Source organism: Sorangium sp. So ce128, assembly GCF_051525245.1.
GTDB lineage: Bacteria > Myxococcota_A > Polyangia > Polyangiales > Polyangiaceae > Sorangium > Sorangium cellulosum_B.
On sequence record NZ_CP150313.1, the window covers coordinates 12,093,027 to 12,116,242 of the forward strand.

Annotated in this window: 20 protein-coding genes; 10 read left to right on the forward strand and 10 right to left on the reverse strand. The window is 71.9% G+C overall.

Annotated elements, in window-relative coordinates; translation table 11 throughout:
- Window positions 1–168: 168 nt before the first annotated feature.
- Together WME82_RS45845 and WME82_RS45850 are read right to left on the reverse strand one after the other, a co-directional pair.
- A complete protein-coding gene (locus WME82_RS45845) occupies window positions 169–1,122 on the reverse strand; it encodes a class I SAM-dependent methyltransferase (protein ID WP_438040485.1) in 954 nt (317 codons plus the stop codon).
- A gap of 55 nt (window positions 1,123–1,177) precedes the next feature.
- Window positions 1,178–2,185, reverse strand: a complete 1,008-nt coding sequence (locus tag WME82_RS45850; RefSeq protein WP_438040486.1) for a LysR family transcriptional regulator — start codon at window positions 2,183–2,185, stop codon at window positions 1,178–1,180.
- A 68-nt stretch (window positions 2,186–2,253) separates the two neighbouring features.
- On the opposite strand from WME82_RS45850, the gene WME82_RS45855 reads away from it, so the two are divergent.
- Window positions 2,254–2,868: an NAD(P)H-dependent oxidoreductase gene (locus WME82_RS45855; RefSeq protein WP_437854700.1), complete on the forward strand. Its 615-nt coding sequence runs from the start codon at window positions 2,254–2,256 to the stop codon at window positions 2,866–2,868.
- Between the two features lie 133 nt (window positions 2,869–3,001).
- Window positions 3,002–4,255 carry a P1 family peptidase gene (locus WME82_RS45860; protein ID WP_438040487.1) on the forward strand — a complete coding sequence of 418 codons (1,254 nt, stop codon included), beginning with the start codon at window positions 3,002–3,004 and terminating at the stop codon, window positions 4,253–4,255.
- A 72-nt stretch (window positions 4,256–4,327) separates the two neighbouring features.
- Here the strand turns inward: WME82_RS45860 and WME82_RS45865 are convergent, their stop codons facing one another.
- Complete coding sequence (locus tag WME82_RS45865) at window positions 4,328–4,759, reverse strand: hypothetical protein (protein ID WP_438040488.1); 432 nt, start codon at window positions 4,757–4,759, stop codon at window positions 4,328–4,330.
- A 337-nt stretch (window positions 4,760–5,096) separates the two neighbouring features.
- On the opposite strand from WME82_RS45865, the gene WME82_RS45870 reads away from it, so the two are divergent.
- Window positions 5,097–5,345 (forward strand): hypothetical protein, encoded by a 249-nt coding sequence (locus tag WME82_RS45870; protein WP_438040489.1) that lies wholly within the window; start codon window positions 5,097–5,099, stop codon window positions 5,343–5,345.
- Between the two features lie 4 nt (window positions 5,346–5,349).
- On the opposite strand, the gene WME82_RS45875 is transcribed toward WME82_RS45870, so the two are convergent.
- The 3 genes from WME82_RS45875 to WME82_RS45885 form a co-directional block, all read right to left on the reverse strand.
- A complete protein-coding gene (locus tag WME82_RS45875) occupies window positions 5,350–5,760 on the reverse strand; it encodes a response regulator (protein ID WP_437742733.1) in 411 nt (136 codons plus the stop codon).
- A gap of 228 nt (window positions 5,761–5,988) precedes the next feature.
- Window positions 5,989–7,161 (reverse strand): hypothetical protein, encoded by a 1,173-nt coding sequence (locus WME82_RS45880; protein WP_438040490.1) that lies wholly within the window; start codon window positions 7,159–7,161, stop codon window positions 5,989–5,991.
- A gap of 16 nt (window positions 7,162–7,177) precedes the next feature.
- Window positions 7,178–7,369 (reverse strand): DUF350 domain-containing protein, encoded by a 192-nt coding sequence (locus WME82_RS45885; protein WP_438040491.1) that lies wholly within the window; start codon window positions 7,367–7,369, stop codon window positions 7,178–7,180.
- Window positions 7,370–7,584: 215 nt separating this feature from the next.
- Here WME82_RS45885 and WME82_RS45890 point away from each other — a divergent pair, with 215 nt between their 5' ends.
- From WME82_RS45890 to WME82_RS45915, 6 genes are all read left to right on the forward strand, one after another.
- The gene (locus tag WME82_RS45890) at window positions 7,585–9,456 is read left to right on the forward strand and encodes an insulinase family protein (RefSeq protein ID WP_438040492.1); all 1,872 of its coding nucleotides are present in this window, start codon (window positions 7,585–7,587) and stop codon (window positions 9,454–9,456) included.
- 35 nt (window positions 9,457–9,491) lie between these two features.
- Window positions 9,492–11,156, forward strand: a complete 1,665-nt coding sequence (locus WME82_RS45895; RefSeq protein WP_438040493.1) for a M16 family metallopeptidase — start codon at window positions 9,492–9,494, stop codon at window positions 11,154–11,156.
- Window positions 11,153–12,187 (forward strand): hypothetical protein, encoded by a 1,035-nt coding sequence (locus WME82_RS45900; protein WP_438040494.1) that lies wholly within the window; start codon window positions 11,153–11,155, stop codon window positions 12,185–12,187. Before WME82_RS45895 ends, WME82_RS45900 begins: the two co-directional genes overlap by 4 nt.
- Before the next feature lie 128 nt (window positions 12,188–12,315).
- On the forward strand, window positions 12,316–14,340 hold the full coding sequence (locus WME82_RS45905; protein WP_438040495.1) for a hypothetical protein: 2,025 nt from the start codon (window positions 12,316–12,318) through the stop codon (window positions 14,338–14,340).
- 169 nt (window positions 14,341–14,509) lie between these two features.
- Complete coding sequence (locus tag WME82_RS45910) at window positions 14,510–15,910, forward strand: protein kinase domain-containing protein (protein ID WP_438040496.1); 1,401 nt, start codon at window positions 14,510–14,512, stop codon at window positions 15,908–15,910.
- 535 nt (window positions 15,911–16,445) lie between these two features.
- Window positions 16,446–16,877, forward strand: coding sequence for a DUF6184 family natural product biosynthesis lipoprotein (locus WME82_RS45915; RefSeq protein ID WP_437742741.1), 432 nt, complete (start codon window positions 16,446–16,448; stop codon window positions 16,875–16,877).
- A gap of 171 nt (window positions 16,878–17,048) precedes the next feature.
- On the opposite strand, the gene WME82_RS45920 is transcribed toward WME82_RS45915, so the two are convergent.
- The 4 genes from WME82_RS45920 to WME82_RS45935 all read right to left on the reverse strand — a co-directional run bounded on the left by WME82_RS45920 (window position 17,049) and on the right by WME82_RS45935 (window position 20,500).
- On the reverse strand, window positions 17,049–17,477 hold the full coding sequence (locus WME82_RS45920) for a CBS domain-containing protein (protein WP_437742742.1): 429 nt from the start codon (window positions 17,475–17,477) through the stop codon (window positions 17,049–17,051).
- A gap of 258 nt (window positions 17,478–17,735) precedes the next feature.
- The gene (locus tag WME82_RS45925; protein WP_438040497.1) at window positions 17,736–18,614 is read right to left on the reverse strand and encodes a DUF6999 family protein; all 879 of its coding nucleotides are present in this window, start codon (window positions 18,612–18,614) and stop codon (window positions 17,736–17,738) included.
- Window positions 18,615–18,642: 28 nt separating this feature from the next.
- The gene (locus WME82_RS45930) at window positions 18,643–19,341 is read right to left on the reverse strand and encodes an iron-containing redox enzyme family protein (RefSeq protein WP_437913815.1); all 699 of its coding nucleotides are present in this window, start codon (window positions 19,339–19,341) and stop codon (window positions 18,643–18,645) included.
- 28 nt (window positions 19,342–19,369) lie between these two features.
- Complete coding sequence (locus tag WME82_RS45935; protein ID WP_438040498.1) at window positions 19,370–20,500, reverse strand: beta-ketoacyl-ACP synthase III; 1,131 nt, start codon at window positions 20,498–20,500, stop codon at window positions 19,370–19,372.
- Between the two features lie 753 nt (window positions 20,501–21,253).
- Between WME82_RS45935 and WME82_RS45940 the strand changes: the two genes are divergently transcribed.
- Window positions 21,254–23,185, forward strand: coding sequence for a transketolase (locus tag WME82_RS45940; RefSeq protein WP_438040499.1), 1,932 nt, complete (start codon window positions 21,254–21,256; stop codon window positions 23,183–23,185).
- Window positions 23,186–23,216 lie beyond the last annotated feature (31 nt).

Sequence of the window (23,216 nt, forward strand, 5' to 3'; positions counted from 1 at the left end):
CCGATCGCGGGCTCGTCTATTTCCGAGGCGGAACGCGCGGAGCGACCTAGCCGCTGCGCGCGGGGTGCCCCCGAACCCTGACATCCGGCGAACAGCTGGCCCGTTCTGGCACAAGAGGCCCCGTCCGCGCCGGAGCTGGCTCGCGCACCGGAAACCCCGCGAGGCGCCTCAGCGCGCCGCCAGCATCCAGGCCGGCGCCCACCAGGTGCGATGGAGCAGCCGGCGTTCGACGCGCGCGAAGCCGGCCTCGTGCAGCAGCGCCGCCCAGTCGTCGATGGGGTGCTCGAACGTGGTCCGGGTGGCGCCGCGGTCCACATAACCGAAGAGTACCGGCATCAGGAAGCCCTGCGCGACCGTGTCGAGATCGGCGCCGGCGTACTCGGCGAGCCCTTCACGGTAGCGCGCGAGCGCGTGCCGCGCGGTGTCCGGCGAGAGCGGCTCGTCCATGCGTGGCGCGTCGAACTCGGCGACGAGCAGGAGATCGCAATGCGCGCGCGCCCAGCGGAGAAGCGCTGGCCTCTCGGCCGGGGCGATCGCGTGCAGGCAGAAGGTCGCCTGCGCCACCGCCCAGCGCCGCGGCGCCATGCCGGGGTCGGCGGCGAGATCCTGGAGTCGCCCGCCGAAGGCCTCGAAGTCGACGCCTCGCGCGGAGAGCGCCGCGGCGCAACGCTCGAGCAGCGGCGCCGCCGGCTCCGCCACGGTGACCCGCCGCACCGCCGGCGTCAGCGCGGGCAGGAGCGCCAGTCCATCGCCGGCGCCGATGTCGAGCAGATCGAAGGGCGCCTCCGGGTACTGGCCGGCGAGCGCCGCGCTTGTCTCCCGGTAGAGCGGCACATTGCCGCCGCCGCGGATGAAGGCGGCGAACCCCTCCGCGGACACGTAGACATTGCGCTTCCCCTCCCGGGCGACCCGCGCGAGGTGCGCCGCGGCCGCCTGGAACAGGGGGTCTCCCGGCGAGGCCGCCGCGGCGCGGGCGGCGAAGGTCGCGGCGTCCGCGTAGCGCTCGTCGGAGAACGCCAGCATCGCGAGGTAGCAAAGGCCTTCCGGCGACGGCGCCGCGACGGCGGCCGCCGCCGCGTCGAGCCCGGCGGCGCGATGGCGATCCCATATCCTGTCCAGCATGACTCTGTCCCTTTCTTCCACGGGTTCCCGACGCCGAAGCTCGCCTGCAGACAGGCTACCTGGCGGGCGGGTCTCTGCTCGCATTCGGCTCATGCCCTGCCGGCCGAAGCCGCACTCGCTGCTGAGGATCAGCCGAGCGCCCGCGCGCCCGCGCGCGTCGCGGCGAGCTCAAGAACTGGAGATGCTCTTCGAGGGCGCCCCACACGGCGGCGATGCGCGGCACCTGGCGCAGGCCGCGCGGCGTGACGAGCCAGAGCTCGAGCACCGGGCCTGCGGGCAGGCCCAGATCGAGCTCCACCAGGTCGTCGTCCAGATCGAGCGCGCTGCACGGCAAGACCGCGGCGCCGAGCCCCGCGCGCACGGCCTCGATCTGGGCGATGTAGCTGCTCACGATGAGCTTCGGTGCCTTTTTTACATGCCGCTTCTGGTAGTCGTCCTCGACGGTGGGGGTGCGGCCCAGATCGACGCCGACCCAGTCGAGCTCGTCGCGGCCCTTCTTCGAGAGCCTCCGGTGGGCGATAGGCATCGTGGGCAGGGTGACGATCCGCGCGGCCACCAGATCACCGCTCTTCGGCCGGAAGAAGCGCACGGCGATCTCGGCCTCACGATGGCCCAGGTCGGCCACCTCGTAGCTCGTCAGCAGGTGGAGCGAGACGCGCGGGTGCTTCTCGGCGAGCGCCGGGAGCACGCGCGGGATGACGCCGTGGACGGCGATCGACTCCGTGAGCGCCAGTCGGACCATCCCCTCGGCCTCTCTCTCGTGGCCGCTGGCCTCGCGCACGAACTGGTCGGCGCCGGCCTCCATCGACTCGACGTGACGGCGGAGCTGCTCGCCGAGCGGGGTGAGCATCGAGCCTCCCGGCAGCCGATCGAAGACCGCCACCCGGAGCGTTCGTTCGAAGGTCGCCATGCGCCGGCTCACCGTCGATTGCTCGATGCCGAGCTTGCGGCCGGCGGCCGAGAAGCTGCCAGCGCGCGCCACCTCCAGGAAGAGGCGCAGATCGGCCCAATCCAGGTCGGCGAGCGGCCTGCTCGCGGGCGGGGGCGCGGGAGAGCGTGCCATGCACCCACGCATGGCACACCTGCGCAGAACCGTCTACCCAGACGCTGCTGCATGGCCAAGATCGACGCATGCACCTCGTCATCCAAGGTCACCCCGCCCCCGACAGCCTGAGCGACGCGCTCGCTCGGGCCTACGCCAGCGGCCTCGAGAGAGGCGGAGCCCGCGTCGAGCTCCTGGCCCTGCGCTCGCTCGCGTTCGATCCGCACCTGCGCGCTGGCTTCAGCGGCCAGCAGGAGCTCGAGCCCGATCTCCGCCAGGCGCAGGCCACCATCGAGCGCGCGAGCCACGTGGCCTGGTTCTTCCCCACCTGGTGGGCAGGGCCACCCGCGCTGGTCAAGGGTTTCATCGATCGCACCTTCTTGCCAGGATGGTCGTTCGCTTATCGAAAGCGAAGCGCGCTGCCCGAGGGGCTGCTCGCCGGCCGCAGCGCGCGCGTCGTGACCACGATGGATAGCCCGGGCTGGTGGTACCGATTCTGGCACTGGCGCTCCGTTCATACCTCGTTCATCAACGCGACATTGCGCTTCGTCGGCTTTGGGCCCGTCCGCGAGACCACCTTCTTCGATCAGAAGACGCGGACCCCCGAGCAACGAGCGGCCTGGCTCCGGGAGATGGAGCGCATCGGCGAGCGGGATGCGCGGCAATTCCCCGCCAGATCCTCCCGCACGCTGGCTGTTGCGTGAAGGCGGCATCCTGCGATGCGTGCAGGATGGGTCGAGATGGCGTCGCTCTTCAGAAGGGGCAGATCGCGTAAGGAATCTTCTGAGGCTTCTTGAGCGGAGCTCGAGCACACCGCCGTCGGCTATCCTTTTGCCGGTGCGTTGCCCCCGCCTCCCCGCCGGCGCTGCGCTCGCCGCGGCGCTCCTGCTGCCCTCGCTCCTCGCGTGCGCCGGCCCTGCGGCTCGACCCGCCCCTCCCGCACCGAGCGCTGGTGCATTGTCCGCGCCTCCCGCCGGCGAGGCGCGCCGGCGCGCGCGGGATCTCGGCATCGTGATCGGCCGCCTGCCGACCGGGAAGCTGAACGCGATCACCGATGTCCCCGGCGTGCGGGTCGGGCACGTGACCCATCGCCGAGGCGCCGGCCGGCTCGATCCGGGCAAGGGGCCGGTGCGCACGGGCGTGACCGTCATCCTGCCGACGTCCGATGATTTCTGGCACAACAAGGTCCCCGCCGCGAGCTTCGTCCTGAACGGGAACGGGGAGATGACCGGCCTCCACTATGTGAGGGAGTTCGGGGTGCTGGAGACGCCGATCGTCTTCACCAACACACTCGCCGTGGGGCGCGCGCTCGACGGGGCAATCCAGTACATGCTCCGGCGCTATCCGGGCATCGGCGTGGACGAGCCCACGGTGACACCGGTCGTCGGAGAGTGCGACGACAGCGCGCTGAACGACATCCGCGGGCTGCACGTGTCGGCCGAGGACGTCCTCGAGGCGGCGGAGCGCGCGGCGGGTGGCCCTGTCGAGGAAGGCGCGGTCGGCGGCGGGACGGGGATGATCTGCTACGAATTCAAGTGCGGTATCGGGACGGCGTCGCGCGTCCTGCCGGAGGCCGCGGGCGGGTTCACGGTGGGCGCCATCGTGCAGGCGAACTTCGGGGCGCGCGGGGAGCTCCGGGTCGACGGGGTGCCGGTAGGGCTGGAGATCCGCGATCTCCTGCCCGTGCTGGATAGTCTCGGCGAAGGCTCCCTGCTCGCCGTGGTCGCGACCGACGCGCCCCTGTCCGCGCGGCAGCTCGAGCGGGTGGCGCGGCGCATCGCGCTCGCGGTGGGGCGCACAGGGACGATATCGCGCGACGGCAGCGGCGACCTGTTCCTGGCCTTCGCGACCGGCAACCGGGTGTCGGTCGAGCCCGGCGGGCTGATACGGAGTCTCCGCGAGGTGGACGACGCGCGCCTGAACCCGATGTTCCAGGGCGCCGAAGAGGCGGTGGAAGAGGCCATCCTCAACGCGATGACCATGGCGACGACGACGTTCGGGCAGGACGACCACGTCGCCCACGCCATCCCGCTCGACCGGCTCCGCGAGGCGATGCGGCGGTATGGAAGGCTCGGTGAGCCGGGGCGCTGAGCCGGATTTGCGCGCCGCGACGCCGGATCGAGAGCCGGCACTCGCGCCTCGCGGGAAGCGCGAAGTCCCGACTCAGATGATCAGCAGGAGCTCGAGCTCGCTCTCCTTTCCCGGCGCGCCCCCCGCGGGCACGTGAGGCGCGTTGACCGGCGCCAGCCGGAGCGCGCCGAGCGGCCGCGGCCCCGAGCTCTCCGGCGGAGGCCCGCCGGCGTCGGCCGCGCCGCGGGCGGCCTCGCCGTGCGCGCGCTGCGCGCAGCCCGCGATCGCGGTGCGCACCGCGCAGAAGACGCGATCCGTGTCGAGCCCCCCGGGCTCCTGAGCCGCCCTGGCAAGGCTCTCATCGATGCAGGCGGCGCACGGGGCGGAGGTGGCCGCGAGCCGCACCACCAGCGTCGCCTCCAGGCGACCGAGCTCTACCATGTTGAATGGCACCGTGAGCGCCTTGCCGCGGCCCCGGCCGACATCGACGCTGACGAGGAGGGTATCGCCGTCACGTATCACCATGGTTTCCCGGGGAGGGCGGCAACTTACGCGCTCTGGCGCAGACTCACGAAGACTTGTGTTGACAAGGATCCACAGGCGATCGGAGCTCGCCTGTCCGCTCTTCTCCGCAGCGTCGCTGGTGCGGCCTTCTGCCATTCTCACGCCCTCCGAGGAGGCGAACCTACAGCCGTTGGAGGCGGACGGCGATGGCCCTTCCGGACAGACAATGTCCGGACGGGCGCGTCCGCCGAGGACGCCGCCGCGCCCGTCGAGCGCGGCGGACACGGAGGTCCTCGCTGCGTCCGTTGCGCCGTCCGGCGCGAGGCGGTAAGCACAGCCGGCGAGCGGAGGGCGGAGCGTGGATGAGCCGGAGCGGCGCGACGAGGACCCGGACCAGGGCGCGGGCGAGGCCGGGAGCGAGCGCGCGTCGCTCGGCATCCTGTTCCTCGCCGCGGCGTTCGCGCTCGCGCTCCTGCTGACCGTCGTGGCGCTGCTCGCGTTCGCGGCGATGAGCCCGCGGTCGCCGTCGCCGGTCGAGGTCGGCGCGCTGGTCGACGCTCTGGTCGACGCTCTGGTCAACGCTCTGGGAGCGCCGCGCTCGACCTGAGCGGCTAGCCGCAGGTCTTCTGGACCACGCCGAGAAGCGCGCTGAAGTCGACGGGCTTCTTCAGGTAGGCCGTGCCCTCGGGCGGGCCGTCGTGGCCGGAGACGATGGTCACCGGGATCGCCGCGAGGGCGTGCACCTGCTTCAGCGCGGCGAGCATCTCCTCGCCGGTCATGATCGGCATCATGAGATCGAGCAGGATGAGCCCGGGCGGCGGGTCCGCCTGGTGCAGGAGATCGAGCGCCTCCCTGCCGTTGCTGGCGCAGTAGACATCGTAGCCCGACGACTCGAGCATCTCGCGGAGCATCTCGCGGAGCTCGGCGTCGTCGTCGACCAGGAGGACAGGGGCGCGCGGGTTCGGGGGAATCGGCGTCACGCGCGGCCCGTTGAGCCCGTCGGTTGGCCGGGGTTCACTCATCGCTGTTACCTCTTCCAGACGGCGCAAGCATGCAGGAGCGATAGCAGGCGAGCACCGCGCACGCATTGCATGCCCTCAACATCGTCGGATCTTCTCCGGACATGGTTCCGGGCCACGCGGGGGCGGCGCCGATCCGCGCCGAGCAGCGGGCGAGGGGCGTGGCGGGAGCACGGGCACCGCGAGCGAAGCCATGCGAAGCGCCGAGGGTTACGGGAGTTGCGCCGCGGGTCAAGCCTCTCCGCTCTCGCCCTGCTCGCCCTCCGGCGTTCCGGGCCGGAACCCGAGCGCGCGCGCCTGGGCAGGGCGGGTGTGGCGACGGCGCCAGACCACGGCGTCGAGCATGTAATGGGTCGCCTGCGGCAGCGCGAGCAGCGGCACGAGCAGCGCCCGCGCGCGCGGCCCGAGGAGCGGCTCGTCCCCTGTCCGCGCGCCGCCGAAGAGCTCCGGCCGGTCGTGCCAGACGAGCCGGTCCCAGAGCATCTCCTCGACGAACGCGAGCGCCAGCGCGACGCCGAGGAAGGCGAGGAGCCCGGCGGCGAGGACCCGCCCGAGCAGCGAGCGCGGCGCCTCGCGGGCCCGCTCCCGGGCGTACGCGAAGACGAGCGCCATGTACGGGACCCCGTGGACGATCACGTTGGTGACCGTGAACTGGAAATCGCTGTCGGTCGCGACGATGCCGACGTACCACGTCGCCGCGGTCGTCCCGACGACGACGTGCTTGCCGAGGTTGAGCGGCGCGCGGTCGACGCAGGCCCGCTGGATCGCGCGGGCGACGTACGCGGCGGCGAGCGCGGCGTACACCGCGCCGAGCGGGCCCACCGCGGCCGCGAGCCAGGGCGCGCTCACGAAATCGCCGTCCACGAACCACTGGAACGCGCGCGGTTGGTGAGCGTGCGCGTGCCAGTAAAGGAGCGGCCACCCCGTCGCCGCGTAGACGAGCGCGTCGTCGAGCACGCGATCGAGGCGCGAGCGCTCGCCCGCGAGCGCGCGGTAGATCGCGACCCACCCGACCTGCTGGCGGACGAAGTGGATCACGGCCACGTAGGCCAGCGCGCGCCAGAAGGTGAGCTCGGAGGCGAGGTGGAGCGCGACGCCGGCGGCGTAACAGGCGAGCGGCACGCCGGCGTAGAGCGCGGGGTGGCGGCGGAGCTCCTCCGGGTCGAGGTACGTGCGGAAGAGCGTCGTGTGCACGTGCGCCACGTCGACGCCGACCACGAAGAGCAGGAAGCCCCAGGCCGGGAGCGCGCCCCCCGTCGAGAGCGCGGCGAGGGCGAGGGCGACCGCCGCGGAGCCGCCGAACACCGCGAGGTCGACGGGGCGGCTCCACATGAAGCCGCCGCGGGCCGCGCCGCGGGGCCCGGCCGGCAGCGCGCCGAGGAGGTCGGGCCCGGCCGAGGCCAACGCCGAGACCCGCGCGTCAGCCGTGGATGGCCGCGGAGATGATCCAGGCGAGGCCCAGGATCACCGAGCCGATCACGATCGCGAGCGCCGTGTTCTGGTCCTCCTCGATCTCCTTGCGGATGGAGAAGGGGGTGAGCTTCGTGATCAGCACGAACGCCAGCAGGAAGACGAGCAGCCCGACGGCGACGAAGACGAGCGTTCCGATCACGGCTTTGATCAAATTTTCAACGTCGGGCATCGGCGGTTCTCTCTGGGCGTGGGGCGGCGCGGGGCGGCGCGCGGCGCGCGCTCGTGACGTCTCGGGCTCGGGGCGTGAGCCTACGCGAGTCGGCCGGCAGGGTGAAGCGCGGTCGCTGCGCCGCGTCGCTCCTCGACGCGCGCGCCCGGGCGGCGACGTGCTATCGCCGTGCGGTGTCCACGACCGTGAGCCGAACCCTGCCCCGCCGCGCCCTCACGGCCGCGCTCGCGGCGCTCGGCCTGCTCTGCGCAGGCGCGCCCCACCTCGCCGCGGCAGCGCCTCCGTCCGGCAAGGCGGCGGGCGTACCGGCCAGCAAGGCGGCGCGCGTGCCCGCCGGCAAGGCGGCGCGCGGCGGGGGCGCGCCGATCGGGAAGGTGGCGCACACGGCGGGGGCGCCGAGGAGCGCCGCGGCGGCTCCGGCGGAAGCGCCGCTCGATCTCGCGCTGCCCGTCGAGCGGATCACGCTGAAGAACGGGATGCGCGTGGTGCTGAGCCCCGACGAGAGCTCGCCCACGGTCGCGGTGGCCGTGACGTACGACGCGGGCTCGCGCGACGAGCCGAGCGGCAGGAGCGGCGTGGCGCGCCTCGTGATGGACACGATGGCCCGGAGCAGCCGCAGCCTGCCGGCGGGCGAGCCCCAGCGCCTCGTGGCCGAGCGCGGCGGCGAGCTCCACGCCGAGGCGGACGTCGATCGCACCACCTTCACGGCGGCGCTGCCCGCGAACGAGCTCGCGCTGGCGCTGTGGCTCGAGGCCGATCGCATGAGGGCGCCCGCGCCGAGCGCAGAGGGCTTCGAGGCGCAGCGCAGGGACGCGCTCGAGCGCCGCGGCGCGGTCCTCGGCGCCGCCCACGGCCAGGGCGCGATCCGGCTCCGCGAGCTGGTCTTCCAGGGGTACTGGCCCCACGAGCACCCGGCGCTCGGCGAGGCGGACGATCTCGCGGGCGCCGAGCTCTCGTGGGCCCGCGACTTCCACGCGGCCCACTACGGCCCGAACAGGGCGGTGCTCGCGATCGCCGGCGGCTTCGACGCGGGCGCGGCGATGGCGCTCGTGCACGAGTACTTCGACGGCATCCCCGCCGTCTCGGCCGCGCCCTTCAAGGACGTGCCGTTCCCCGAGCAGACGAGCCAGCGCACCGGCGTCGTGAGGGACAGCGCCGCCCGCGCGCCGTCGATCTTCTACGGGTGGGCCGTGCCGCCGCCCGAGCACCCGGATCACCACGCGCTCGCGCTCGCGGCCTCCCTGCTCGGGCGCGGCGAGAGCTCGCGGCTCCCGGCTCTCCTCGTCGGGAACAAGGCGGTCGCGCGGTCGGTGCGGGTCGCGATCGACGGCCACCGCGGGCCCGATCTCTTCTCCATCGACGTGCGGCTCGCCGAGGACGCCCGGGTCGGCGACGTCGAGAAGCTGATCGAGGGCGAGATCCGGGCGCTCGCGACGGCGGGACCCTCGCAGGCCGAGCTGACGAGGGCGCGCCGGCTGCTCCAGTCGGCGTTCGTGGCGGGCCTCGCGGACGCGAGCGCGCGGGCGCGGGCGCTCGGCGAGCACGAGCTCCTCTTCGGGGACGCCGCCCACCTGAACGGGGAGCTCGCGCGCTACTTCGCGGTGACCCGGGAGGACGTGCAGCGCGTCGCGCGCGAGCACCTCGGCCCGACGCGCCGGACGATCGTCGAGACCTATCCCCCTGCGATGCCGGGAGCCGCCCCGCCGCCGCGCGCGTCGGCCGGCGCGCCGCGGGCCGGAGGCAGGGCGCGCGCCGCGGCGCCGGAGCAGGACGCTGAGGTGGCGGCGCCGGGCAAGGGCGCAGAGAAGGCGGCGCCTGGCAAGGGCGCGGGCAAGGCCGCGCCGAGCAAGAGAGCGGACAAGGCCGCGCCGAGCAAGAGAGCGGACAAGGCCGCGCCGGGCAAGGGCGCGGACAAGGCCGCGCCGGGCAAGGCCGCGTCGGGCAAGGGCGCGGACAAGGCCGCGCCGGGCGAGCGCCCGGCGAAGGCGCACGGCGCGGCGAGCCGGCCCGCGCCGGATCCGGCGCCGACGAAGCCGGCGAAGCCCACGAAGAAGTGACGCGAAGAGGCGAGCGACGGAGAACGCGTGACGCGATGAACGAGCGAAGCGAGCGACGCGACCTGCGCGGGCGACGGACAGCGCGCCCCTGGCTCTCCTGGACCGCGGCGCTCGCGGCGGCCGTGACGTGCGGCTGCGCTGCTGGGCGGGCGCCGCAGCCGCCCGCGCAGGCGGGCGCGCCGGCGAGGCCCGCGCCGGCGACGTCTGCGCCAGCGGCGCCGCCGGCCGAGGTCGCTCGCGGGGAGCAGCCGCCGCCGTCCGGCCCCGCGAAGCCCGCGCGCATGCCCGCGATCGCCTGGGCCGAGCTCCCGAGCGGCCTCCGCGTCGCCACGGCGGTGAGCCGCGCGCTGCCGCTCGTGGAGGTCCGGGTGGTCATCCGCGGCGGCTCCGCGGCCGACGGCGAGCGCACCGGGCTCGCCGCGCTCACGGGCGAGCTCCTCCTGCGCGGGGGCGCGGGCGGGCTCCCCGGCCGCGAGCTGCTCGCGCGCGTCGAGTCGCTCGGCGCCTCCCTGCGGGTGGACACCGGCCTCGACGCGACCGTGATCGGGCTGCGCGCGCCCAGCGATCGCCTCGCGGAGGCGGCCCTGCTGCTCGGGCACGTCGTGCAGCGGCCGCGCCTCGACGCCGCGGAGCTCGCCAAGCTGAAGGCCCAGGCCGCCGAGGCGGCGAGGGAGCGCGCGCGCTCGGACGGCCGCTGGGGAGCGCTGATGGTCCTCTTCCGCGACCTCTACGCGCTCCCGACCGAGCTGCACCCCTACGCCTCGTTCGGCGCGACAGCGGCGGAGCTCCCGCGGATCACCGCCGCCGACTGCCGCGCGTTCCACGCGGCGTGGTACGTCCCGAAGAACACCGTGGTGGTGGTGGCGGGCGACACGACGCCCGAGGCCGCGCGCGCGGCCGTGGAGAAGGCCTTCACCGACCGCCGCGGCGCGGAGCCGCCGGCGCTCTCGTTCACCGATCCGGTGCCTCCGGCGTCGCTCAAGATCACGATCGTCGATCGCCCGAAGAGCGCGGAGAGCGAGCTCTTCCTCGGCGTGCTCGGCCCCGAGCGCAGCGCCTCGGAGTGGCCCGCGCTCGCGGTCGCGGGCGAGGTCCTCGGCGGCCCCTCCGGGCGCCTCTCGCAGGAGCTGCTCGCGCCGCGCGGGCCGGCGCGCGAGGTGTCCGCGGCGCCGCTCGACGTCGCGCACGGACCCGTCCCGCTCCTGGCTCACGTCCGCGTCCCTGCGGCGCGCACGGGCCTCGCCGCGCAGGCGATGCTCGAGCACGCGGAGCAGCTCGCGGCCGCGGCGCCCTCGCAGGAGGAGGTCGACGCCGCGGCGCGGCGGCTCACGGCCGGCCTCGGCCTCGGCCTCGGGACGGCCACCGGGCTCGCGGACGAGATCGCCGTCATGCAGGCGCTCGATCTGCCGGACGACCACCACGAGAGCTACCGCAAGGAGCTCCGGGACATCACGCCGGTCTTCGCCGGCAAGGTCGCGCACGACAACGTGCGACCGGCGCACGCTGCGATCGTCGTGGTGGGCGACGCCCAGGCGATCGGCCCGATGCTGAGCCGCCTCGGGGACGTCAAGGTGGTCGACCCGACCCGCGCCTTCGAGCGGAAGCGCACGATCCCGCGGGACGCGAGCGCCTCGCCCGCCCCGTCGCAGGCCCCGGCGCCCGGCGCTGGCCGCGCGGCGCCGGCGGAGGAGCCGCAGTGACGGCCGTCGGGCGCCGCGGGGGCGCGCGCGCTCCGCGGGCGGCGGCGCGTGGTCTTGCGCCCGCGACGCGCGCCTTCGCGCTCGCGGCGGGGCTCGCGGCCGTGTCCTCCCCGGGCGCCGTGGGGGCGCAGCCGAAGCCTGCGCCGACGGCCGCAGCGCCGGCGGCGTCGACGTCGGCGGCGGCACCCGCGCAGCTCGACGGCGCGACGTACGACTACGAGCACCCGTCTGCGCCGGCGAGCGGCGCCGCCGAGCAGGGCGCAGCGCAGGCCGGGGCTGCCGCGCCTCCGGTGCCGCCGGAGCGGCGCTGGCGGGGTCGCGCCTTCGTGCACCGCCTGGCGGCCGCCGATCCCGCCCGGCCGCTGCCGATCCTCGTGTTCCTGCACGGCACCAACGAGGCGCGGATCGAGCACCGCTGGATGGGGGGCGGCCAGGAGGGCGACGTGCGCCGGATCGCGGCGCAGCTCATGGAGGCGGGCCGGATCCCGCCGATGCTGGTCGCCGCGCCGAGCGCCGTGCTCCCGGCGGCGGTCGCCGTCGCGCGGACGAGCTGGCCTGCCTTCGATCTGGACGCGTTCCTCGACGCCACGGCCGCGCGGCTGCGCGGCGTCGCGACCCTCGACCGCGCGCGCGTCGTCGTCGCGGGCCACTCGGGCGGCGGCTGCAACAAGGCGGGCGGCATCGCGACCGCTTTGAGCGCGTCCACCCCCGTGCACGCGGCGCTCGTGATCGACACGTGCATGGACGTCGACATCGCGCTCCCCCTTGCGCGCTCGCGCCCGACCACGCACGTCGTCGTGTCGTGGCAGACGATGACCTGGGCCAAGCGCCCCATCGCCGACTTCCGCCGCGCCTTCCAGCGCGGCGTCGAGGCGCACCCTGCGGCGCCGGGCGTCCTCCGCGAGCTCGAGCCGCTCGTCCCGACGGAGCCGATGCCCCACGACGCCATGGTGCCCCTGGTGCTGCGGCGCTGGCTGCCGCCGCTCCTCTCGCCGGACGCCGCGCCGAGCGTGCCCTGCGTCTCGCCGTGACCGTCCCGGGGCGCGCCGCCTCCGCCACCGCTACCCGCGCGGCGCCGAGGCAGCGCCGCGCGCAGAACAGCTCGAGAGGGCTGACCGGCACCCCTCGAGCGCGTGCCCCGTGTTAGGTCGTGTACAGGATGAAGCTCAACCTGTTGACCGTCGCATTCGCCGCTTCGGCGGCGGTTGTTCTCCTTGACGCGCAGGCCAGGGCGGACTGCGGCTGTTCAGGGAGCCCGAGCACCGTCACGTCCGATTCGAGCGGCCCTTGCCTGCGCTACGAGGCTCCATCGGGGCCGAGCAACGACATCACGTTCCGCTTCGATAGGGCCTATGCCTGCGGTCAGTATGCGACGGGCGAGTACTTCGTCATCAGCGAGAACGGCGTCGCCAGCATCACGACCATCACGCCCGAGGCGGCCGGCGGCCGTCACGGTGTGGACGTGAACCCTCCCCCCGACGGGCCGCAGCGGTGGGACGACCGGCTCGACGATCATGCACCGCCCGTCAGCCTGCCTTACGCTGCGCCGCCCGGCAGCTCCGTCGTGAAGTACGTGTCCGACAACCCGTCGGGCGATTGCGATGGCGCCGGTGAGAAGTCGTGCGGGCGTTTCGCGGCGGTGGTCACGGTGATCGACGCGCCGCCCGCTGACCCGAGCACGACCTTTCGTCCTCCTTTCGTGGGCACGAACAAGCCCGTGCTCTCGACCTCCACGCTGCAGACGCAGCTCCTGTCCCGTCTGCAGGCCGCGTGCGCCGACACACCCTCGCTGGAGACGGCCCTGGCCTGGACGCGCCACCTCCGCCTCGATTACACGAGCCACTCGGTCACGTGCGACCTCATGCCGCCGGAGGACGCGCTCCCCGACGGCAGGCCGTGGTCGACCGACATCTGGGCGCGCGACACCGACGTCTATGCTTGGCTTCATCTCGCCGATGTTTGCGGCGCGCCGCCCTGCACGCCCGAGGAGGATCTCGCCGCCAAATTCCCCGTGCTCGTCGGCTACGTGCAGCACGGTATCGACATCTGGGGTGTCGACAGGATGGGCGCGAGCCTGTTCCGAGGCGGCGGCGGCAATGGCGGCGGCAAGCTCTTCGCTTATGCCTTCGCGGCCGCGATGCTGGCGGACCCGGCGATGCTGGCGGACCTCGCGGCCGTCGATGCGGGCCGATTCTTCGAGACGGCCAGCTATTACGCCGGCAAGAACGGCGCCGCCCTGTGGGGCCAGCCCGTCGGTACGGAGGAGGAGTACTGGGACGACTTCTCCGACCAATCCACCCGGACGATTCGAGACCCCTATGGGTACATCGACGGCGGCTTCGAGCCTGGCGGATGGTATCAAGACAACACGGCCAAACCGACGAAATACTCGGCGCTCCTCATGCGGCTCATGCCTGCGCTCGCGGCGGCATGGCCGGTCAACAAGGACGTCCTCCTCTCTTATGCGGATCGCTGGGTCGACCACGGCGCCTTGACACAGCCGGATCCCTGCGCGCCCGTCGGGGGCCAGTACGGCTCCGATCACGGTCCTGACGGGAGCGGAGATTGTATCTCCGGCTCGGGGAGAGTGCCCGAGCTCGATGGGAGCAACAAGGACGGGGGCAATCGTGAACGAGCGATGGGTGAGTGCATGTGGCGCAGCTTCCGGGGCTGCTCCGAGACCTGCTCTTGCCCGGGTCAGTCGTGTGAGCTCACGAGCCAATGCGGTGATGGAAAGATCGAGGCTCCCGAGGAATGCGACGGCGACGATGGCGGGAGTTGCCCCGCGGGATGCGTTCCTCCCGACCAGCCGAACGGTTGCAGGTGCGTGGCCGCTGGCGCCGGTAGCGGCACGGGATCCTCCGCATCCAGCGGCGGCTCCAGCACATCGAACAGCGCAGGTGGAGAAGGCGATGACGGCGGCGGGTGCACCTGCGGAGTGGCCGGCCGGACCGCCCCGACGGGCGCTCTGGGGGCATGGATGGCCGTCTGGGCGGCGGCCCTTCATCGCGTCATCCGGCGTCGCCGCATGGTTTCCCTCACGGCCCGGCGAACAGGTCGGCGGACGCTATCAAGATCACGTTCTGACCTGGGCGAGGGCGCCACCATGGCGCTGATCCACCACCCTTGCGCACCTTATGGTGGATCCGGAGATTCCCGAGCGAGGCGCTTCCGTCGATCCTGATTCCAGTCTCTCCCTCCCGGTGGTACCGTGATCGCCATGCCCCGGTCTCGGTGTCCAGGAGCGTTGTCGCATCAGCGCGTCAATGAGCTTGGACACGGCGACGGCACGGAGGGTACCGCTCGTGTGGCAAGCATCGGCTTCTGGTGGACGATCTGACGCCAATCTCCAGATGGTGGACAGCGCGCGTACCGTTGCGGCGCGCTCGAACCGCTCCGGCGACGCCGGTCCCGCTTCTTCTGCGGCCGGGCGGGGCGACGTAGCCCAGGACCCGCGGCGCAACCAGCTCGTCGCCGGGCGGTACAAGCTCTCGCGGCTGGTCGGACGCGGCGCCATGGGCGAGGTGTGGCTCGCGCACGACAGGGCCCTGCGGATCGACGTCGCGTTCAAGCTCCTCACGGTCCAGCGCGAGAGCCAGGCTGGCACCGCGCTGGAGCGCTTCCGGTTCGAGGCCCAGGTCGCGGCGCAGCTGGCGCAGAAGACGGACCACGTCGTCGCCGTGCACGACGTCGGCAACGATCCTGCCGTGGGTCCGTACCTCGTCATGGGCTACGTTCGAGGTCGGTCCCTGAGGCAGCTCATGCAGGAGCGGGGGCCGATCTCCCCGGCGGAGTTCGCCCCGCTCCTCGGCCAGATCGGAGAGGCCCTCTCCGTCGCGCATGGCCTCGGCATCGTGCACCGCGACATCAAGCCGACGAACGTGCTGCTCGAGGAGGAGCGCAACGGTGAGGTGCGCGCCAAGGTCGCGGACTTCGGCATCGCCAAGTGGATCCGAAAGGAGCTGCCAGCCGACTTCCCCCGTCGAACCGTCGACGGCGTGGTGCTGGGAACGCCGGCGTACCTGAGCCCGGAGCACGCATGCGACGGGGACACCAACCCGCACTCGGACATGTGGGCGCTCGCGGTCGTCTCGTACGAGGCGCTCACGGGCCGGCTGCCCTTCCCGGGCCACACCATGAGCGACGTGCTCGCCTCGATCCTGGCCAGCGCGCAACCGCCGCGCTCGGCGCTGTACCCGGAGGCGCCAGCGCTCTCGGCCTGGTTCGCGCGCGCTTTCGCCCTGAACCCGACGGAGCGGTTCCCCTCGATCGAGGCCATGGTCGCCGCCTACAAGGCCGCCGTCGGCCCGTCGGGTGCGCCGGCGCGCGCCGAGCGAGCCGAGCCCGCGCGCCGGGGCAAGCTGGGCCTCGCGGCCGGCCTCGTCGTGGCGCTCGGCGTCGTGCTGTCGACCGGCGCGCTGTGGGCGCAGGCACAGGTCCCCGCCGCGCTGCGGGCGTCGAGCGTCGACGCGCGCGCCGCGTCCGTGGTCCGCGCCGCGCAGGCGCGCATCGCAGCCCAAGCGAGCCCACACCTAGCGGCGAGATCGGGTGACGCCGCGGCGGTGGGGGCCGCCGTCCCCGCGTCCGAGGAGGCCTCCGTCCCCGCGGCCGCGCCGCGCCCCCTCTCCGCGCAGGCCGCGCGCCCGGCCGACCCCCGCCCGGCGCCGCGGAGCGCTCGCATCCCCCGCGGTAGCCGCGCGACGGGCGCGCGAAGCGTGTCCACCGAACGCGAGCTGCTCAGGACGCGCCACTGAGCGGTTGTTGCCAACTAGCGCGTAAGTAAAACGAGCCCGATCGCGGCGCGATTGCGCACGACGGTGACGGCGCCCGGCGGTGCTCGGTGCAGCCGCGCTCGAGCGGCCGTGCCCGGCGACCTCCGGCTTCGGGGGGCGTCTGTCGCGGCCCACGCTTGCACCCCGTCGTGGGTCGAGGTGCGTGTCTCGATTCGAGCCTCCGGCGGCGCGCCTGGCCAGCGGCGCATGGCCGCCGTCCGTTCGAGGGCGGATCGAGCCGGCGCCCGGCGCCCGTGACAGCCGGTCCCGGCGGGAGTGGAGGCACGCCAGTCGCAAGGGCGTCGGAGCATGTCGCGAGAAGCCAGCGTGCGGCTGTTCTGGTCAGGGACCGCTCTGCTCCTGACCATCGCCGGCTGTCGGACCGACGACTCACGTGGGGAGGCCCTCGGGGAGGACCGGAAGGGGCAAGCGGCCGGAGCGATGGGGCAGCTCGCGAGGTGGCTCGGTAGCCAGCCGCCGGAAGCGTCATAGCCGGTTGGAGAGGAGGAAGAGAGCGATGCGAACGAACAGCGGAGAGTCGGTGATGGGCCTGGTCCTCGCGGCGGGGGCGGCCCTGCTCGCCTCGGCGTGTGATCGAGAAGAGAGGGCGCTCGGGACGACGCGCCCCCCGGACGGCACGCAGATCGAAGCGCGGGTGGCGACCGTCGATGCGGTCGACCGCATCGTCCAGGCGCGGTGCGACCGCGAGGCCCGGTGCAACAACATCGGCCCTGACCGCACGTATACGAGCAATGAGGCCTGCAGCAGCAGGGTCCGGGCCGAGTGGCGCGAGGATCTCAACCTCGCGGAGTGCCCGGGCGGCACCGATTCCAAGGAGCTGAACGAGTGTCTGCAGGAGATCCGCAACGACGACTGCAACAATCCGTTCGACACCCTCGACCGGATCGTCGCGTGCCGCTCGAGCGACCTCTGCAAGGCCACCCCGTAGCGCCGGCGCGGCGGGCGGGACCCGAGCACGCTCGGCCCGCGCGAGGGCGGGCCGGGTCGCGCCGGGGCCCCCACCCCGATGGACGCGCTCGGGAGCAACGGCGCACCCCGAGTGCGCAAGCCCGCAGGAGCCCGGGGTGATCGGCCACGGCGGGGAACGGAGCGCCCGGTGCTACGAGCGCGCCTCTCGCTGAGAGATCGAGCTCAGCAGCGCTGACGACCCTGCCCCGCCGTCCCGGTCGGCGATGTCCGACAGGCTGATGACGCCGACAGGATGCTTCTGACCATCGACACAGATGATCCTCGACTTCTTGTGGCTGCTCATCAGGCGCGCGGCCACGTTCAGATCCTCGTCCGGCCCGCAGCAGACGACCTCTCGGGTCATGACGTCCTCCGCCCGTGTCGACGAGGCGCGACGGTGCTCCCCGAGCACCCGGATGGCGAGGTCTCGATCGGTCAGGGTCCCGATGACGGAGCCATCGTCGCCGCAGATCGGAACAAAACCGATGTTCCGCGCCTGCATCAGCTCGGCGACGTTCTCGACGGGCTCGCTCGCCTTGCAGCAGGCCACGTCGGTCTTCATGAGCTCGGAGCAATTCATTGTCTCTCCTCCTGGAATCGCACTCAGCATCGTGTTCGAGACGCCCATCGTCCCGTCTCGAAGACCAGCAAACGGCGGGCCATCACGCCGGCGAGGCACAGGTGTCGAGCTCGCGGCGCGCAGAGGATCGCACGTGGCACACGTCTCGCTGCGATCGAGCGGGCACGAGGCGCGATCTTCTGCCCTCCGGCGGCCTCGACGCTCCTCCAGATTTCGCCCGGAGAAGCCTCGGTTCGAGGAGGAGGATTCAGGAGATCGTCACGGCGCGCGGGCTCCCTGGGCCGCCGCTCTCTTCGCTTCTGCCTTCAGCTTCCTCAGGTGTCCGTGCAGGGTCTCGGAGTCGAGGCCATGTAGCGTCAACCGGAAGCCGGCCTCGAGCGTCGAGCTGGGCACCATGGGATGATGGTTGTGCACCAGGGCGACAGGAAGCGGGTCGTTCAGGATCTTGCCGACGTAGAGCGCGATGATCTCGTCCAGCTGCAGCGAATTGCTCGCCCGCCAGAAATGGTGATCCGACAGGAACAGCGCATAGAGCGGCGTGTATATCTCGATGGCGGTCTGCAGGTCGACGACGTTCCGCCAGGTGTTCGGGAGATCGTCGATGCTCGCGTCGTCATCTGTGATGGCAGAGAAGTCGATCTCTTTCCGGGGCTCGATCTCACGCCCCTCTGCGCGAAGCTTCTCGTTCAGCTCGATGATGAAGTTGTAGAAGATCAGATCGTGGACCGTGAACGTGTTGTCCAAGAGGTCCTCCAGCCTCCTGGTCCTCAGCGGCGTCGTCGTCCGGATATCGATGCCCGGGACGTTGTCCTCGATGAACTTCAAGATCTCCGTGCCGATGGTGAAGTGGCGCAGGATGAGGTAATTGGCCTCCGGAGCGACGAAGAGCCTCAGGCCCCAGTAAATGGACCGGTGCAACAACCACGGAGATTGCCAGCTCGTCGGGACAAGAATCTTCATGAGCTTGATGCCGGAGATCGACAGGCGGGCGAACGGCCTGATGATCGGCATCACGACCCTGCGCGTGGTGCTGCGCTGGCTCTTCAGGAAGGCGGCTTTGGCCCTCTCGTCGATCGGCAAGGACCGGTCCAGGTACAAGGCCAGCCACGGATCGGGATCCCCGGGGTCGTGCTTCATTCTCCTGAAAAAGCCCTGAAAGTCCATGTCAGTAGCTCCCGATCTCCTCGAGCTGGAGGCGGTAGAGTCGCGCGGTGACCCGGGCGGTCTTGAGGATTCTCGGCGCCATCCGCGGGAGGTTCAAGATACCACAGTGGAGCGCCTCTTCCAGCTCGCCCAGGTGATCTTCGTCGGCCTTCGCGTGATAGAAATAGAAGCTTACCGCCTGCGCCTCCAGGCGAAGGGCGGACTGCACATGCTCGGCCCACTGGGCCGCGACCCGCTTGCCGAGGCCTTCGATGATGTACATGGCGCCGAGGAGATCGAAGGGGTTCGGCTGATCGGCTCGATGGAAGATCCAGGCAGACAGGGCCTCGCTGCCGATGTTCAGCTCGTGCCGCGCGAGCCCGGCCGGGTCGCCGCCGCTCTTCAGGTAGTCTTCCTCCAGCATCAGGTAATCGCGATGCTCCGCGGCCGCATGGCGGATGAAGCGCGAGCGCAGCTCGGCGAACTCGTGGCCGATGTTGGAGGCGGCGCGCGCGATCCAGAGCGCCCCGTTCATGACCTGCGCCCGGTGGTTCAGCAGGAGCTCGTGGTAATCGGCCAGGCGAATGCGACGCTCGATCACGCGCCGCACGATCGGGATGTGATGCACCTGGGACTCGAAATCCAGCCAGATGGACGACAGCCCGCGCAGGACGGCCTGCGGTGAATCTTCGTCTCGAGGCGATGTACGTTCCGGAAGCATGCTGAACCTCCCTGGTGATGACGGCGGGTCAGACGACCGTGAGCAGCATGAAGGCGATGACGCAGCGGCCGCTCTCCGGGATGAAGCCGAGGACCTGCTGGCCCGGCTGCAGATCCCGCTCCTCGATCAGCTGGTGCAGCATGAGGAGAATGGATGCGGCCCCCGTGTTCCCCTGGGAATAGAGGTTCGTGAACCAGCGAGCCTCGGGCACCATCGCCCCGGTCTTCGCGAGCAGCTTGACCATCTCTCCGCGGAGAGAGTGGGACGAGTAGTGCGCGAGGAAGTGGTCGATGGCTCCGGGCCTCAGACGTCGCCGATCCACGAGCTCAAGGTAGTGCTTCGCCCACACGGGGAACATGCGGTAAAGCAGATCGAAGTCCTGCTTGAGGACGACGGCGCCCTGCTGCGCCGCGAGCGCAGGGCTGTCGTAGTGACTCCAGGGCTTCCTCTCACCCGCCCGGTTCCTGGAGGTGCCCGCGTACATGCAGGGGTCGAAGCGGTCGGCGTAGGAGCAGAGATCGATCCATTCCACCCTCAGGGAGCGGCGCCCCTCGTTCGGCCTGGTCTCCAGGAGCCAGGCGCCGGCCCCGTCGGAGAGGGTCCAGCGGAGGAACTCGGTCTCCATCAAGGCGGAGGAGTCTTCGCCTTCCTGCTCCCGACCGGCGTAGAAGCCGGGTCGGAAGAAGCGACTGGAGAACTCGGCGGCGCAGGCCACGCCGCAGTCGTGCTCGCCCGCCTTCAGCTGGAGGTAAACGGACTTGAACGCCATCATGCTGCTGGCACAGACGCTTTGAAAGCTCGCGATCTCCATGGGCCGCAGGCCGAGCTCGCCGTGGACCGCGCTGGCAAAACCGGGGACAAGGAGGTCGCCCTGGGTGGTGGCCGCCGCCAGGAAGGAGAGCCTCTCCGCGGCGATCTCGCTGCGCGAAAGCGCGTCCCGGATCGCACGAGCCGCCATGTCTGCGCTGCTGTGAAGGTGCGCGCCGTCCGGCGTCAACGCATAATGACGTGTCTTGATGCCGTTCTGCCGGAGGACGAAGCGCCCGAGCCTGGAGCGCCTGTCGTTGATCTCGCCGATGTACTGCTCCATCTCCTCGTTGAGGACCGGCTTGCCAGGCAAGAAAGCGCCAGTGCTGGTGATGTAGACGGAACGATCCATGATCCTTCTCCGTGGCAGACATGGGCTTGGAGCTCGTCACGGCGGCCATCAACACTACCTCAGTCGCCCTCGTCGCGCCGAGGCGTAACCATGTCCCGTCTCGCCGGCCGCCGGCTTCGCCCGCCGGATGCTGGCCCGGCTTTCGCGTGTCCACGATCCCGGCGGCGGCACCTCGCAGCGCCCGGGCGCGATGAGGCGATTTCGTCGCGGGCGTATCCAGCGTCCCTGCCATCCTCAAGATGGGGTCGCTATGGATTCATCAGATCATGCCGGTCGCGTTTTCCCGCTCTCGCTCGCACCCGTCTTGGTCGGAACCTGCGCGATCGTGCTCCGGGCCGTCGAAGAGGCGAACCGCGCCGAGCTCGAGGGCATCCGCGCAGATCGAGCACGGCATGCCTGTCGATGAGCTGCAGAGCTCGGCGCCGCCGCCCAGGTTTATCCGCATCCTACGGCCGGTCGGCGCCATCCATGCGGGCCGACCTGGCTGCCGTCGTCGCGGCCAGACACGAGCTTCGTGCGCGGTGGCGCCCTGCTTGCATCAAGACGGCGGCGTCAGGTGAAGCCATGGCGCAAGAAGCCCCCAAGCCGGCCGAGAAGAGACGGCCAAAGCATGTACGCAGCCCCCTGAAAGACGTTGCGCCGAGCCGCCCCAGGGGACTGCCCGCGCAGGATGATCGAGAGCAAGCGCCGAAGGCCGAGAAGGATCGCTCGCCCGCGCCGTCTGGCGAGCGGTCGACCCAGGCGCCCCACGGGGTGCCTCCGCGTGGGCACGAACCGCGCGGCGGGCGCGACCGGACCGAGGGGCAACACCGAAGCAGCGCCGAGCAGGCTCACGGTCAGCGTGAGCTCGCTCAGCAGCTTCGTGTCGATAGCCTCCGCTGCTCGACGATGGCCGGCTCCGGGCACCCGACCTCCAGCCTGTCGGCGGCCGATCTCATGGCGGTGCTCCTCCGCGACTACCTCCGCTGGGACCTGAGCCATCCGGAGAACCCGAACAACGATCACGTGATCTTCTCGAAGGGCCACGCCTCCCCGCTGCTCTACGCGATGCTCAAGGCGGCGGGCGTCATCTCCGACGCGGAGCTCCTGTCGTACCGGCGCTTCGGGAGCCCGCTGCAGGGGCACCCGGTGCCGACGCTCCCCTGGGTCGACGTGGCCACCGGCTCCCTGGGTCAGGGGCTCCCCATCGCCGTCGGGATCGCGCTCTCCGGGAAGTACCTCGAGAAGGCTCCCTACCGTGTCTGGGTGTTGCTCGGCGACAGCGAGATGTCCGAGGGATCCATCTGGGAGGCGTTCGACCACGCGCGCCACACGAAGCTCGGCAACCTCATTGCCATCCTCGACATGAACCGCCTCGGGCAACGCGGACAGACGCCCCTCGGCTGGGACTCCGCGGCCTATGCGGCGCGCGCCCGCGCGTTCGGCTGGCGTGCCGTGGAGATCGACGGCCACGATCCAGCCGCCATCTCCGGCGCCTATGCCGAAGCCCTCCGCGCCTCGGACGCGCCCGCGCTGATCGTCGCGCGCACGGTGAAGGGAAAGGGCGTGTCCCTCGTCGAGGACAAGGACGGCTGGCACGGAAAGGCGCTCGACAAGGCGCAGTGCGCGAAGGCGATCGACGAGCTGGGGGGCATGCGCGACATCGTCATCGAGCCAGAGGCGCCTGCGGCGGGTGAGCCTGCTCCGCGGCCCGCCGCCGGGCCGCTGAGGCTCCCCATCTACGAGCGCTCCACGGCCGTCGCGACGCGGAGGGCCTACGGCGACGCGCTCGAGGCGCTCGGCGCTGCGCGCGCGGATATCGTCGCCGTGGACGCCGAGGTCAACAACTCGACCTTTGCCGAGGAGTTCGCGAAGGCTCATCCAGATCGCTATTTCGAGATGTTCATCAGCGAACAGCAGATGGTGGCCGCCGCCGTCGGGCTGAGCGTCCGGCGCTGGTCGCCCTTCGCGTCGACGTTCGCGGCTTTCCTCACGCGCGCCCACGATTTCCTCCGGATGGCCGCGGTGTCGAGGGCCGATATCCGCGTGTGCGGCTCGCACGCGGGTGTATCCATCGGCGAGGACGGCCCGTCGCAGATGGGGCTCGAGGATCTGGCCATGATGCGCGCCGTCCACGGGAGCACCGTGCTCTATCCGTGCTGCGCCAATCAGACCGCTCGGTTGGTCGCCGCCATGGCCGATCAGAAGGGCATCGTCTATCTCCGAACGACGCGCGAGAAGACGCCCATCCTGTACGATGCGACCGAAGCGTTCCCCATCGGCGGGAGCAAGGTGCTGCGCGAGACACCCCACGATCGCGTGACGATCATCGCTGCGGGCATCACCGTCCACGAGGCGTTGAAGGCCCACGCAGAGCTCGAGGCGAGCGGGCTCTCCGCTCGAGTCCTCGACGCGTATGGCATCAAGCCGATCGACGCCGCCGGCATCCGCGCGGCGGTGCAGGCCACCTCTGGAAACGCCGTCGTCGTGGAGGATCACTGGGCCGAGGGCGGCCTGGGGGACGCCGTGCTCGAGGCCCTGGCTGGCGAAGAGCCCGTCGTCGCGCGCGTCGTCCACCTCGCCGTGAGGGAGATGCCCGGCTCGGGCACCCCGGCCGAGCTCCTGCGCGCGGCGGGGCTTGATGCTTCCGCCATCGCTGGCGCGGCGAAGCGCCTCCTCTCCGACGCAGCACGCCGCGCGCGATAGCCCTGGCCTCGCGCGCGGCGAGCGCGGGCAC